Raw genomic sequence first — 12,948 nt, 5'->3', positions numbered from 1 at the left:
GATCCGGGGCCGTTCTGTGTTTGTGGGCTCGGGTGCGGTCCGCTGGTCCTGAGCGCCGTTCGGTTCCTGTGTCGCGTGCCCCGTGCCGCGACCTGCGGCAGGGCCTGTTCCAGTCGGTGCGCGAGCGCGGGGAGGGCACCTGCGCGGCAAAGCGGCTATGGATGGGCCGGACAAAGCCGGTTATGACCGTCGGGGAAGAGGATTCGCGGCCGACCTGGGCTGCTTACGATTTCCCGGTTTGACGCCGCTTTCCGTGCGGCCGATGCTCCGGGGGTCTTTCGCGGCTCACACGCGCCTCTCATCTATAGCCCGCCTCCCGGTGCGGCGGCGGAAGCGGAGCAAGGCATGGTCTCGGCGGCCGAACAACTCGCGGCAAATCTGAATTTCGGTTCCCTCGGCAAGGCCGAGGAGCTGAAGAAGCGCATCTGGTTCACCCTCGGCGCGCTCATCGTCTTCCGGCTCGGGACATATATCCCGCTTCCCGGCATCAACCCCGATGCGCTGCAGGACGTGTTCCGCGGCGCCCAGCAGGGGATCATCGGCCTCTTCAACATGTTCTCGGGCGGCGCCGTGGAGCGCATGGCGATCTTCGCCCTGAACATCATGCCGTACATCTCGGCCTCCATCATCGTGCAGTTGCTGACGACCGTCTCCCCGACGCTCGAGGCGCTGAAGAAGGAAGGCGAGGCGGGCCGCAAGAAGATCAACCAGTACACCCGCTATCTGACCGTCGTTCTGGCGGTGTTCCAGGCCTATGGCATCGCCGTCGGTCTGGAGCGCTCCACCGGCGTCGTCATGGATCCGGGCTGGTTCTTCCGCATCTCCACGGTGATCACGCTCACCGGCGGCACCATGTTCATGATGTGGCTGGGCGAGCAGATCACTTCGCGCGGCATCGGCAACGGCACCTCGCTCATCATCTTCGGTGGCATCGTCGCCGAACTGCCGGGCGCCTTCGTCCGCACGCTGGAACTGGGCCGTCAGGGCGCCATCTCCACGCCGATCATTCTCGGCGTGCTGGTGATGGTGGTCTGCCTCATCGCCTTCATCGTGTTCATGGAGCGCGCCCAGCGCCGGCTTCTGATCCAGTATCCCAAGCGCCAGGTCGGCAACCGGCTCTATGAGGGCCAGTCCTCGCATCTGCCGCTCAAGCTGAATACGTCGGGCGTCATTCCGCCCATCTTCGCCTCCTCGCTGCTGCTGATCCCCACCACGATCGCCAGCTTCCTGCAGGGCGCGGGTCCCGAGTGGCTGAATCAGGTCACGGCCCTGCTGGGTCACGGCCGTCCGCTGTACATGCTGCTGTATGTGCTGCTGATCGTGTTCTTTTGCTTCTTCTACACCGCCATCGTGTTCAATCCGGTGGAGACGGCCGACAATCTGAAGAAGCACGGCGGCTTCATTCCCGGCATCCGCCCCGGCGAGCGCACCGCGGAATATATCGACTATGTGCTGACCCGGATCACGGTGGTGGGCGCAGCCTACATCGCGGCGGTCTGTCTCTTCCCCGAAGTGCTGATTTCCTACGCCGCCGTGCCGTTCTATTTTGGCGGAACGTCGCTGCTGATCGTGGTGAGCGTGACCATGGATACGGTCTCGCAGATCCAGGGACATCTGCTGGCGCATCAATATGAGGGCTTGGTCAAGAAGTCCAAGCTGCGCGGGGGGAAACGGAAATGAGGTTGGTACTGCTTGGTCCTCCCGGTGCCGGAAAGGGCACGCAGGCGCTGCGTCTCGTCCAGCGTCACGGGATCGTCCAGCTCTCCACCGGCGACATGCTGCGGGCGGCGGTCGCCGCCGGCACGCCGGTGGGCCTCAAGGCCAAGGCGGTGATGGAATCGGGCGGCCTCGTCTCGGACGAGATCGTCATCGGCATCATCGCCGAGCGGCTCGATCAGCCGGATGCCCGCAAGGGCTTCATTCTCGACGGCTTCCCGCGCACGGTCGCGCAGGCGGACGCCCTCGACAGGCTGCTGACGGACAAGGGCCTCAAGCTCGATGCCGTCATCGAGCTGAAGGTGGATCAGGCCAAGCTCCTCGATCGCATCCTCAACCGCGCTGCCGAGGCCAAGGCCAAGGGCGAGCCGGTGCGCAAGGATGACGATCCGGAGGTCTTCAAGACCCGCCTTGAGGCCTACAACCGCGATACCGCGGTCGTGGCGCCCTATTATTCGGCCCGAGGCCAGCTTCAGCAGATCGACGGCATGGCGCCGATCGAGAAGGTGACGCAGGCTATCGACTCGATTCTCGAGACGGCCTGAGCGTCCCTCGCGCTCCGTGACAGCGCCTGGAGGCGTTGCGGGGCGTTGACAGAATCCGGAAAAGCGCGTAATGGCGCTCCTTCCTTTTCGAGATCCGTGCGTGTCGCCCTCGCATGAGGCGCGACTCGCACGGATTGTTGTTGTCTCCGCAAGGGCCGGCCTCCACCGGACGCGGAGCTTTCCGCCGCCCCGCCGGGGTGGCTGAGATGGAGAGAGCAGTGGCTCGTATTGCAGGCGTTAACATCCCGACCAACAAGCGCGTCGTCATCGCGCTCCAGTACATTCACGGCATCGGCCCGAAGAAGGCCGAAGAGATCGTGGAGAAGGTCGGCATCGCGGCCGAGCGTCGCGTGAACCAGCTCACCGACGCGGAAGTGCTGCAGATCCGTGAGACCATCGACCGCGACTACATCGTGGAAGGCGATCTGCGCCGCGAAGTGGCGATGAACATCAAGCGTCTGATGGACCTGGGCTGCTACCGCGGCCTGCGTCACCGTCGCGGCCTCCCGGTCCGCGGCCAGCGCACCCACACAAATGCCCGCACCCGCAAGGGTCCGGCCAAGCCGATCGCCGGCAAGAAGAAGTGATCGCCGCGATCGCATTAGTTTGAGGGAAAGGCCGGGCTCCGGCCTTTCCTTTTATCCCGGGTGCCCGAAAGGGTGCCCATCCCGAGCGCCTGGAGCTACGGGCGCGCCTGAAGGATCGAAGACGAGATGGCTAAGGAAGCAGCACGCGTTAAGCGCCGCGAGCGCAAGAACATCGCCTCGGGCGTTGCGCATGTGAATGCGTCGTTCAACAACACCATGATCACCATCACCGATGCGCAGGGGAACACCATCTCCTGGTCGTCCGCCGGTGCCATGGGCTTCAAGGGTTCGCGCAAGTCCACCCCGTACGCCGCGCAGCTCGCGGCCGAGGATGCGGCCCGCAAGGCGGCCGAGCACGGCATGCGCACCCTGGAAGTGGAAGTCTCCGGTCCCGGTTCGGGCCGTGAATCGGCCCTGCGCGCGCTGCAGGCCGCCGGTTTCCTGGTCACTTCGATCCGTGACGTGACGCCGATCCCGCACAACGGCTGCCGTCCGCGCAAGCGCCGGCGCGTCTGAGCGTGCCAATGGCCCGCGGGATCTTCCCGCCGGGCCTCTGCTCGGTTCATCCCCGGCGAGCGGGGCGGGCCGGCGCCGCACAGGACCAGCGGGGTTTCCGTTCGGTTGATCGAGTGCCGCCGCCCGGCGAGAAGGCAAGGTGACGCAAGTGATTCAGAAGAACTGGCAAGAGCTGATCAAGCCCGAGAAGCTGCAGGTGACTGCCGGCGCCGATCCCAAGCGCCTCGCCACCGTCGTGGCCGAGCCGCTGGAGCGCGGCTTCGGCATGACGCTCGGCAATTCGCTGCGCCGGATCCTGCTGTCGTCCCTTCAGGGCGCGGCGGTGACGTCGGTGCACATCGATGGCGTGCTGCACGAGTTCTCGTCCATTCCGGGCGTGCGTGAGGACGTCACCGACATCATCCTCAACATCAAGGACATCGCCATCAAGATGCAGGGCGATGGCCCCAAGCGTCTCGTGGCGAAGAAGAACGGTCCCGGCGTCCTCGTCGCCGGCGACATCCAGACCGTGGGCGACATCCAGATCCTGAACCCCCACCTCGTGCTCTGCACGCTGGACGAGGGCGCGGAACTGCGCATGGAATTCACCGTCGACACCGGCAAGGGCTACGTCCCCGCCGAACGCAACCGTCCCGAGGATGCTCCGATCGGCCTCATCCCGATCGACAGCCTCTACTCGCCGGTCCGCAAGGTCTCCTACAAGGTCGAGAACACCCGTGAGGGTCAGATCCTCGACTATGACAAGCTGACCATGCAGATCGAGACCGACGGCTCGGTGTCCGCCGAGGACGCGCTCGCCTATGCGGCCCGCATCCTGCAGGACCAGCTTGAGATCTTCGTGAACTTCGAGGAGCCCAAGCGCGAGAGCGAGACCGCTGCCATCCAGGAACTGCCCTTCAACCCGGCGCTCCTGAAGAAGGTGGACGAGCTCGAACTGTCGGTGCGTTCGGCGAACTGCCTGAAGAACGACAACATCGTCTACATCGGCGACCTGATCCAGAAGAGCGAGACGGAGATGCTCCGTACGCCGAATTTCGGCCGCAAGTCGCTCAATGAGATCAAGGAAGTGCTGGCCTCCATGGGCCTGCACCTCGGCATGGAAGTGCCGGGCTGGCCGCCGGAGAACATCGAAGAGCTCGCGAAGCGCTTCGAAGACCACTACTGACCATTCACCCCGCGGCTCGAGTCGCTTAACCAATCTCGGCTCGAAACGCCGGAGGCATTTAGGAGTTCGCCGTCATGCGTCACGGCAAGGTTCACCGCAAGTTCAACCGCACCGCGGAGCATCGCAAGGCGATGTTCGCCAACCTCGCCGGTGCGCTCATCACCCACGAGCAGATCGTCACCACCCTGCCGAAGGCGAAGGATCTGCGTCCGGTCGTCGAGAAGCTCGTGACGCTCGCCCGCCGTGGCGACCTGCACGCCCGCCGCCAGGCCATCGCTGAGCTGCGCGACCTCAACGTCGTGAAGAAGCTCTTCGACGTGCTGGCCAAGCGCTATGAAGGTCGTCCGGGCGGCTACACCCGCATCATCAAGGCCGGCTTCCGTTATGGCGACTCGACCCCGGTCGCCGTGATCGAGTTCGTGGACCGTGACGTGGACGCCAAGGGCGCCGCCGATCGTGCCCGCGCCGAGGCGGCCGAGGCCGTCGCGGCCTGATTTGCGCACGCGGGGGATCCCGCGTCGCAGTGCAACGTTTCTGGAAGGGCGGCCTCACGGTCGCCCTTCTTTCGTTTAATCAGCACGAAAGCGTGCCGACTCGTCCGGGCCGGCGCGCGACGACTTCAGCGAGGGTGACAGACCATGGGTTTTGCCGGCGTGCGGTCCTGGGTGGGAGCGGTTCTGGCGGGCGGCCTCGTCGTTGCCGGTCTTTCGGTCGCCGTGGCGCAGCAGGTCGAACGGCAGGCCCCCGCCGGGGCGTCGGCGCATGCCCAGGCGGGAACCGTCGTTCCGTCCTCGGCCGCGGCGATGAAGATGAGTTTCGCGCCCGTGGTGGCGCGCACAGCGCCGGCGGTCGTCAATGTCTATGCGCTGAAGATCGCCCAGCGCACCAATCCCTTCATCGATGACCCCTTCTTCCGGCGCTTCTTCGGCGGCGGCCCTGGAGGCGGCGGGCTCGGCGCGCCCGAGCGGGTGCAGCGTTCGCTCGGCTCGGGCGTGATCGTCGATCCCAGCGGCCTCGTGGTTACCAACCAGCACGTGATCCAGGGCGCGGACCAGATCCGCATCGCCCTCAATGACAAGCGTGAGTTCGACGCCGAGGTGCTCCTCTCCGACCAGCGCACGGACCTTGCCGTGCTGCGCATCAAGGGGGAGGGGGCCAAATTCTCCTCGCTGGAGATCGGCAATTCGGATGAACTCGCGGTCGGCGATCTCGTGCTTGCCATCGGCGATCCCTTCGGCGTCGGCCAGACGGTGACGCAGGGCATCGTCTCTGCGCTCGCCCGCACGCAGGTGGGTGTGTCCGACTATCAGTTCTTCATCCAGACGGATGCCGCCATCAATCCCGGCAACTCCGGCGGCGCCCTCGTGGACATGGACGGGCGCCTCGTGGGCATCAACAGCGCCATCTATTCGCGCTCGGGCGGCTCGCATGGCATCGGCTTCGCCATCCCCGCCAATATGGTGAAGGTGGTGGTCGCCTCGGCCAAGGCCGGCGGCAAGACCGTGCGCCGGCCCTGGCTCGGCGCCAAGCTCCAGCGCGTGACGCCGGAGATCGCCGACAGCCTCGGCCTGCAGCGGCCGACGGGAGCGCTCGTCCAGTCCGTGGCCACGGATGGCCCGGCCGCCCGCGCCGGCCTGAAGACGGGCGACCTCATCGTCGCCGTCGAGGGACAGCCGATCGATGATCCCGAGTCCCTGAACTATCGCTGGGGCACCCGCCCGCTCGGCGGCAAGGCCAATCTCGGTATCGTCCGTCAGGGCCGCGACCAGACCCTGGTGGTGACGCTGGAGCCCCCGCCGGAGAGCGTGCCGCGGGACGAGGTGGTGATCTCCTCGCGCTCGCCCTTTGCCGGCGCGCGGGTCCTCAATGTCTCCCCGGCCGTCGCTGACGAACTGCGCCTCGATGTGGACGAGGGCGTGGTCGTGATCTCGGAGGTGGCGGACGGCTCGCCCGCCGATGCGGCGGGCTTCCGGGCGGGCGACATCATCCTCGAGGTGAATGGCGGCCGCATCGAACGCACCAAGGATCTGGTGGCGGCCACCCGCACCCCGTCCCGCGCCTGGAAGGTGACGGTGGCGCGCGGCGGGCGCACCATCACTGCGGTTCTCGGCGGCTGAGTCGCATGCCCGCCGGCTGGCGGGCGGGACACGAAACACCATCTATCAAGGGCCGCCGGTTGCCGGCGGCCCTTGTCCGCGTGATGCGCGGACCCCCGGAGACACCTGATGACCCTGTCGCTGTTCGAGGAGGCTGCCCCGCGTCCACTGGCCGAGGTGCTGCGCCCGCAGCGGCTGGAGGATGTGATCGGGCAGGAGCATCTGCTCGGCCCGGAGGGTCCCATCGGGCGGATGGTGAAAGGCAAGCGGCTCTCTTCCTTCATCCTCTGGGGGCCGCCCGGCTCGGGTAAGACCACCATCGCCCGCCTCGTCGCGCGCGGGCTCGGCTTCGAGTTCGTGCAGCTCTCCGCCGTGCTCTCGGGTGTCGCCGATCTGCGCAAGGTGGTGGAGACCGCCCGGCAGTTGCGCACGGGCTCGGGGCGCCAGACGGCGGTGTTCGTGGACGAACTGCATCGCTTCAACCGCACCACACAGGATGCGCTGCTCCCCCATGTGGAGGACGGCACCATCGTTCTGATCGGCGCCACCACGGAAAACCCGAGCTTCTCCATGGTGGCCGCGCTGCTGTCGCGGGCCAAGGTCTATACGCTGCGCCGGCTGGAGAAGGCGGATCTCGGCCGCCTGCTGGAGCGGGCGGAAGCCCATGCCGGCCGCCGCCTGCCGCTGGACGCGCAGGCCCGCGAGGCGCTGACCGAGATGGCGGACGGCGACGGGCGCTATCTGCTGGGCCTCGTGGAGGAGCTCCTCACCCTCCCGCCGGGGCCGGACCTCGATCTGGAGGCCCTCGCCCAGACGGTGCAGAAGCGCGCGCCCGTTTACGACAAGGCGCAGGAGGAGCATTACAACCTGCTCTCCTGCTTCCACAAAAGCCTGCGCGGTTCGGATGTGAATGCGGCGATGTACTGGGCCGCGCGCATGATGACCGGCGGCGAGGACCCGGGCACCATCTTCCGCCGGCTTGCCTGCTGCGCCTCCGAGGATGTCGGCATGGCTGATCCGCAGGCTATGCCACAGGTGATCGCCGCCTGGACCGCCTTCGAGCGCGTCGGCTGGCCGGAAGGTCGCCTCTTCATGGCGCAGGCCATCGCCTATGTGGCGACCGCGCCGAAATCCAACGCCGCCTATTCCGCCTTCAATGCAGCCTTGGCGCTGGCGCAGAAGACAGGGTCGCTCGCCCCGCCCAAGCACATCCTGAATGCGCCGACCAAGCTCATGAAGGAACTCGGTTACCACGCGGGCTATCGCTACGATCACGATTATCCCGACGCCTATGCGGGGCAGGAATTCTTCCCCGACGAGCTCGCGGGCGACCATCGCCCGGACCTCTACCAGCCCAATGAGCGCGGCTTCGAGCGCGAGGTGAAGAAGCGCCTCGACTATTGGGCCCGCCTGAAGGCGGACCGGGCCTTCGACTGAGGGGCGGGTGCCTTGAGGCCGAAAGCGGAGGAGGCGCGTCGATGTTTGTAAATGCCGACGCCCTGTTCAACGTGCTGGTGCTGTTCAACGTGGTCGTGGCTCTGGCGGCCCTTGCCTTCGTCTATGTGATCCTGTGCCTGCTCGGCCGCGTGCTTCCGGCGCCTGAGGGCGGGCGGGGGCGCACGTCCCGGATGTTCTATGTGGCGGCCGGCTTCCTGGCGCTCCTGGGCGCGCTTTCTGCCGTCGCCCTGCTGGCGTGAGCGCGCAGGGCCTTGCGGTCTCGCAGCGTGATCTTGCCGGGTGGCGCGGCCCTCTGTAGCAATCTCCTGCAACGCAGCATGAGGGCCAACATGATCCCCGCCGTTCTCGTGTTTCTGGGCGCCGGCTTCGGCGGGTTGATGCGCCACATCGTGAACATCACGACCGTGCGCCTGTTCGGCACGCTGTCCTTTCCTTTCGCGACCATGTTCATCAACGTGCTCGGCTGCTTCATCATGGGCGCGCTCACGGCGGCCTTCGCCATGCGGGCGGGGCAGGGCAGCTTCTGGACGCAGCACGTGCGCCTGCTTCTGACCACCGGGATGCTGGGCGGCTTCACCACCTTCTCCACCTTCTCGCTGGAATTCGCGGTGCTGGTGGAGCGCGGCGAAATGGGCCCGGCGGCCGCCTATGCGGTCGGCTCCCTCGTCCTGTGCCTCGTCGGCGTGTTCGCGGGCCTTTCGCTCATCCGCGCCATGGGCTGATCCGCTCCCGAATGCCCCCCATTCGCGCAAAGCTCTGGACGCCGCGCCCGTTCTGTGACCGATAGGCACGAACAGGTGTCCCGGCGGCGAAGCCGCGCCGGATGGAGAGGTGGCCCGCATATGGCGGTGGAGTTGAAGCAGGTGACCGAGGACGAGGCCGACATGCGCCTCGACCGCTGGTTCAAGACGCATTTCCCGGATCTGTCCTTCGGCCATCTGCAGAAGCTGGTGCGGACCGGTCAGGTGCGCGTGGACGGCGGGCGGGTGAAGACCTCGACGCGCCTTTCGCCCGGCCAGAGCGTGCGCGTGCCGCCGCTGGGCGACGATGCCGCGCCCGCCTCGTCCCCGGCCCAGTCGAAGGCAAAGGGCGAGGGCGCCGTCGCGGGGGAGGAGGGGGGCTTTGCCGGCTCCGGCAGTCCCTTCGCGCCGGCCGCGCATCAGGTGCGCGCCGCTGCCCGCCGCGAGCAGACGGATGCGGAATTCCTGCGCTCGATCATCCTGTTCGAGGACAAGGACGTCCTCGTCCTCAACAAGCCGTCCGGCATCGCCGTGCAGGGCGGTTCGGGCACCTTCCGCCACATCGACGGCATGCTGGACGCCCTGCGGGCCAAGGATGGCCAGAAGCCCCGCCTCGTCCATCGCATCGACAAGGACACCGCCGGCTGCCTGCTGATCGCCAAGAACCGTCTGTCGGCGGCGCAGCTCGCCAAGAACTTCCGCTCCCGCGAGGCGCGCAAGATCTACTGGGCACTGGTGCCGGGCGTGCCGAAACCCCGGCAGGGCCGCATCTCCACGTATCTCGCCCGCGAGGAGGCCGAGGAGCGCATGCGCGTTGCCCGCCATGGCGAGGAGGATGCCAGCCACGCCGTGACCTATTATGCGGTCGTCGAGCATGCGGCGCAGAAGATGAGCTGGTTGTCGCTGAAGCCGGTGACCGGGCGCACGCACCAGATCCGCGCGCATCTGGCCCATATCCATCACCCGATCGTGGGCGATCCCAAGTATTTCAACATCGAGAACTGGGAATTGCCCGGCGGCTTGCAGAACAGGCTGCATCTCCTCGCGCGCCGGCTGGTGATTCCCCATCCGCGCGGGGAGGGCATGATCGACGTCTCTGCGCCGCTGCCGCCCCACATGGCGCAGTCGTGGGCCGTGCTCGGCTTTGATGCAACCCAGTACGATCCCATCGTGGAATCGCCCGAGGGTTGAACATTTCATCGGCGTTGCTGCATTGCAGCACGTCGGCCCAAGGTATTTCAGGCGTTAGACTTTCGGACAGACTTGCGCATTGATGGGCTTTGCCTATGGTGCGCGGCTCGGCGGCGGATGGACTTTTGTTCATCTGCCGTCCGCTCGTCACCGCAGGCGGACCCGAACGGGCCGTTGCGATCAGAAGCGGGAATCCGCATCGCCGGGGGGAAATCCCATGTCCGTTTTGCTCGCGCTCAGCCGGGCGATTGATGCCATCAATGCCCGCATCGGGCGTCTGGTATCCTGGCTGATCCTCGTCGCCATCATCGTTTCCGCCGGCAATGCGGTCATCCGCAAGCTGTTCGACTTGAGCTCGAACGCCTGGCTCGAACTGCAATGGGTGCTGTTCGCCGCGGTGTTCCTGATGTGCTCGCCCTGGACGCTGATGGACAACGAGCACATCCGCATCGACATCGTGAATTCCCGCCTGTCCAAGCGCCTGCGCGACGGCATCGACATCTTCGGAAATGTCTTCTTCCTGATGCCGTTCGCCCTCGTGATGCTCTACACGTCCATTCCCTTCGCGCTGAATTCCTACCGCATCAACGAGCAGTCCCTGAACGCCGGCGGCCTGCCCCAGTGGCCGGCCAAGATGCTCGTGCCCGTGGGCTTCGCTCTGCTGCTGATCCAGGCGATCTCCGAGCTCATCAAGCGCGTCGCCATCTTCACCGGCAAGATGGAGGACCCCAACGAGGGGGCGGGCGGCCACCTTGCCTCCGCCGAGGCGGAAGCCCAGCGCCTGCTCGCCGATGTCGAGCCCGTCGCCATCGTCGCCGACACCAAGACGCCCTGAGGAAACGCGATCATGATCCAGAACCGCGTCTTCAAGACGGGCCTCCTCTGCGCGCTCGCCGTGGCGCTCAGCACCCTCGGTCCGGAGATGGCCTTCGCCGCCGATGGCGGCCTGCGCGCCTTCGTCACCCACAACATGGCGCCGATCATGTTCGGCGCCCTCGTGATCTTCCTGCTGCTGGGCTATCCGGTGGCCTTCGCGCTGGCCGCCAACGGCCTCGTGTTCGGCGTCATCGGCATCGAGCTCGGCCTGTTCCGGCCGGACTTCCTTCAGGCGCTGCCCGAGCGCGTCTATGGCACCATGAACAATGAAGTGCTCCTCGCGGTGCCCTTCTTCACCTTCATGGGCCTCATCCTCGAGCGCTCCGGCATGGCCGAGGATCTGCTCGACACCATCGGACAGGTGTTCGGCTCCATCCGCGGCGGCCTTGCCTATGCGGTGATCTTCGTAGGCGCGCTGCTGGCCGCCACCACGGGCGTCGTTGCGGCCTCGGTCATCTCCATGGGCCTCATCTCGCTGCCCATCATGCTGCGCTACGGCTATGACCGGCGCGTGGCTTCGGGCGTGATCGCGGCCTCGGGCACGCTGGCCCAGATCATCCCGCCCTCCCTCGTGCTCATCGTCATGGCCGACCAGCTCAACCGGTCCGTGGGTGACATGTACGAGGGCGCCTTCGTGCCCGGCCTGTTGCTGGCCGGCCTCTACGCGCTCTACATCTTCCTCGTCTCGACGCTGTTTCCGAACGCAGCCCCCGGCCTGCCGCTGGAAGCCCAGACCCTGCGCGACAAGAATCAGAAGCGCGGCCCCTCGCGGCTGCTCGGCGCCATCTTCGCCGCCGGCTTTGCGGTGCTGATCGCCACCGGCTCGCTGCCGGGCCTCACGGCCGGCAGCCTGCCGGGCGCGGCCAATCTGGCAGTCTGGGGCCTCGGCGCCTTCGTCCTCTTCTATTTCATCATGAGCGGCACCGCCCGCCTGCTCACCCCCTCGCTGTTCATCGCCTTGTCCATCGCCATCGGCATCTCGATCGCGGTGATGGAGCGCTCGGGCATGCGGGTCGGCTCGGACTATGTGGTCCTTGCCATGTCCATGACGGTGGGTCTCGCCTTCGTGGTGGCGGTCATCAACCGCGTGTTCCGGCTGGGCCTGCTCTCGAAGCTGGCCGAGCAGGTCATCTTCGTGATGGTGCCCCCGCTGGCCCTGATCTTCCTCGTGCTCGGCACCATCTTCATCGGCGTCGCGACGCCAACCGAGGGCGGCGCCATGGGCTCGGTGGGCGCGCTGCTGCTCGCCGCCGGCCGCGGGCGCCTGAAGTTCGACCTGATGCGGCAGGCGACCTACTCGACGGCCAAGCTCTCGGCCTTCGTGCTGTTCATCCTGCTCGGCTCGCGCGTGTTCTCCCTGACCTTCTATGGTGTGGACGGCCACCGCTGGGTGGAGGAACTGCTTGTCTCGCTGCCCGGCGGCCAGACCGGCTTCCTCATCGTGGTGAACATCCTCGTGTTCCTGCTGGCCTTCTTCCTCGATTATTTCGAGCTGGCCTTCATCATCATCCCGCTGCTCGGACCGGCCGCCGACAAGCTCGGCATCGACCTGATCTGGTTCGGCGTGATGCTGGCGGTGAACATGCAGACCTCCTTCATGCATCCGCCCTTCGGCTTTGCGCTGTTCTTCCTGCGGTCGGTGGCACCCAAGGTGCCCTATCTCGACCGCGTGACGGGCAAGCGCATGGAGCCGGTGACCACGGGCCAGATCTACTGGGGTGCGGTGCCGTTCGTCGGCATCCAGCTCATCATGGTGGCGCTGGTCGTGCTCTTCCCCGGCATGGTGACGCACTACAAGAGCAGCTCCGTGCAACTGGATCAGGGGGCGGTGCAGAAGCAGTTCGACAACCTCACCCCGGATCTCGACTCCGCGCCGCCTCCGCCGGCGCTGGATTTCGGCGCTCCCAAATAGGCGCCCGACGGTCCACGACAAAGCCGCCCGCTGCGCAAGCGCCGGGCGGCTTTGCATTTTCGGCGGTCGCCTGCGCGCCTCGCCTCTGCTAGACAGGGCGCCCTGTCCGGCCGTGCGCGGCGGTCCGGGGCATCGCGTCGCCGGGG

At 66.6% G+C, this 12,948-nt stretch carries 13 protein-coding genes; all 13 read left to right on the top strand.

Annotated elements, in window-relative coordinates:
* The first annotated feature begins 345 nt into the window (after positions 1 to 345).
* The 13 genes from secY (at position 346) to DFO45_RS06905 (ending at position 12,802) form a co-directional block, all read left to right on the top strand.
* Positions 346 to 1,680: a preprotein translocase subunit SecY gene (secY, locus tag DFO45_RS06965; RefSeq protein WP_012171060.1), complete on the top strand. Its 1,335-nt coding sequence runs from the start codon at positions 346 to 348 to the stop codon at positions 1,678 to 1,680.
* Positions 1,677 to 2,261 (top strand): adenylate kinase, encoded by a 585-nt coding sequence (locus DFO45_RS06960; RefSeq protein WP_133864305.1) that lies wholly within the window; start codon positions 1,677 to 1,679, stop codon positions 2,259 to 2,261. The genes secY and DFO45_RS06960 overlap by 4 nt, the downstream gene beginning before the upstream one ends.
* 218 nt (positions 2,262 to 2,479) lie before the next feature.
* Positions 2,480 to 2,848: a 30S ribosomal protein S13 gene (rpsM, locus tag DFO45_RS06955; protein ID WP_043879322.1), complete on the top strand. Its 369-nt coding sequence runs from the start codon at positions 2,480 to 2,482 to the stop codon at positions 2,846 to 2,848.
* A 126-nt stretch (positions 2,849 to 2,974) separates the two neighbouring features.
* Complete coding sequence (gene rpsK / locus DFO45_RS06950) at positions 2,975 to 3,364, top strand: 30S ribosomal protein S11 (RefSeq protein ID WP_012171057.1); 390 nt, start codon at positions 2,975 to 2,977, stop codon at positions 3,362 to 3,364.
* Between the two features lie 148 nt (positions 3,365 to 3,512).
* Positions 3,513 to 4,529, top strand: a complete 1,017-nt coding sequence (locus DFO45_RS06945) for a DNA-directed RNA polymerase subunit alpha (protein WP_043880303.1) — start codon at positions 3,513 to 3,515, stop codon at positions 4,527 to 4,529.
* A gap of 74 nt (positions 4,530 to 4,603) precedes the next feature.
* Positions 4,604 to 5,023: a 50S ribosomal protein L17 gene (gene rplQ / locus DFO45_RS06940; protein WP_012171055.1), complete on the top strand. Its 420-nt coding sequence runs from the start codon at positions 4,604 to 4,606 to the stop codon at positions 5,021 to 5,023.
* A gap of 144 nt (positions 5,024 to 5,167) precedes the next feature.
* Positions 5,168 to 6,646, top strand: coding sequence for a Do family serine endopeptidase (locus DFO45_RS06935; RefSeq protein WP_133864304.1), 1,479 nt, complete (start codon positions 5,168 to 5,170; stop codon positions 6,644 to 6,646).
* Positions 6,647 to 6,754: 108 nt separating this feature from the next.
* Positions 6,755 to 8,062, top strand: coding sequence for a replication-associated recombination protein A (locus tag DFO45_RS06930; protein ID WP_133864303.1), 1,308 nt, complete (start codon positions 6,755 to 6,757; stop codon positions 8,060 to 8,062).
* Between the two features lie 41 nt (positions 8,063 to 8,103).
* Positions 8,104 to 8,322, top strand: coding sequence for a hypothetical protein (locus tag DFO45_RS06925; protein ID WP_133864302.1), 219 nt, complete (start codon positions 8,104 to 8,106; stop codon positions 8,320 to 8,322).
* A 90-nt stretch (positions 8,323 to 8,412) separates the two neighbouring features.
* Entirely contained in the window at positions 8,413 to 8,805 is a 393-nt protein-coding gene (gene crcB, locus DFO45_RS06920; RefSeq protein WP_043879320.1) for a fluoride efflux transporter CrcB, read from the top strand.
* 120 nt (positions 8,806 to 8,925) lie between these two features.
* On the top strand, positions 8,926 to 10,014 hold the full coding sequence (locus tag DFO45_RS06915; RefSeq protein WP_133864301.1) for an RluA family pseudouridine synthase: 1,089 nt from the start codon (positions 8,926 to 8,928) through the stop codon (positions 10,012 to 10,014).
* A 217-nt stretch (positions 10,015 to 10,231) separates the two neighbouring features.
* On the top strand, positions 10,232 to 10,849 hold the full coding sequence (locus DFO45_RS06910; RefSeq protein ID WP_043879318.1) for a TRAP transporter small permease subunit: 618 nt from the start codon (positions 10,232 to 10,234) through the stop codon (positions 10,847 to 10,849).
* A gap of 87 nt (positions 10,850 to 10,936) precedes the next feature.
* Positions 10,937 to 12,802, top strand: coding sequence for a TRAP transporter large permease subunit (locus tag DFO45_RS06905; RefSeq protein WP_133864433.1), 1,866 nt, complete (start codon positions 10,937 to 10,939; stop codon positions 12,800 to 12,802).
* Positions 12,803 to 12,948: the final 146 nt, after the last annotated feature.

Origin of the sequence: Azorhizobium sp. AG788, from assembly GCF_004364705.1 — a bacterium.
Lineage (GTDB): Bacteria > Pseudomonadota > Alphaproteobacteria > Rhizobiales > Xanthobacteraceae > Azorhizobium > Azorhizobium caulinodans.
Note: the sequence above shows the minus strand (reverse complement) of the source record. Positions and strands in the feature narration are given on the sequence as shown.

Bases quoted from the DNA above. Each gene is read 5' to 3' on its own strand.
- secY (WP_012171060.1), top strand. From the start codon at position 346: ATGGTCTCGGCGGCCGAACAACTCGCGGCAAATCTGAATTTCGGTTCC.
- DFO45_RS06960 (WP_133864305.1), top strand. From the start codon at position 1,677: ATGAGGTTGGTACTGCTTGGTCCTCCCGGTGCCGGAAAGGGCACGCAG.
- rpsK (WP_012171057.1), top strand. From the start codon at position 2,975: ATGGCTAAGGAAGCAGCACGCGTTAAGCGCCGCGAGCGCAAGAACATC.
- rplQ (WP_012171055.1), top strand. From the start codon at position 4,604: ATGCGTCACGGCAAGGTTCACCGCAAGTTCAACCGCACCGCGGAGCAT.
- DFO45_RS06935 (WP_133864304.1), top strand. From the start codon at position 5,168: ATGGGTTTTGCCGGCGTGCGGTCCTGGGTGGGAGCGGTTCTGGCGGGC.
- DFO45_RS06930 (WP_133864303.1), top strand. From the start codon at position 6,755: ATGACCCTGTCGCTGTTCGAGGAGGCTGCCCCGCGTCCACTGGCCGAG.
- DFO45_RS06925 (WP_133864302.1), top strand. From the start codon at position 8,104: ATGTTTGTAAATGCCGACGCCCTGTTCAACGTGCTGGTGCTGTTCAAC.
- crcB (WP_043879320.1), top strand. From the start codon at position 8,413: ATGATCCCCGCCGTTCTCGTGTTTCTGGGCGCCGGCTTCGGCGGGTTG.
- DFO45_RS06915 (WP_133864301.1), top strand. From the start codon at position 8,926: ATGGCGGTGGAGTTGAAGCAGGTGACCGAGGACGAGGCCGACATGCGC.
- DFO45_RS06910 (WP_043879318.1), top strand. From the start codon at position 10,232: ATGTCCGTTTTGCTCGCGCTCAGCCGGGCGATTGATGCCATCAATGCC.
- DFO45_RS06905 (WP_133864433.1), top strand. From the start codon at position 10,937: ATGGCCTTCGCCGCCGATGGCGGCCTGCGCGCCTTCGTCACCCACAAC.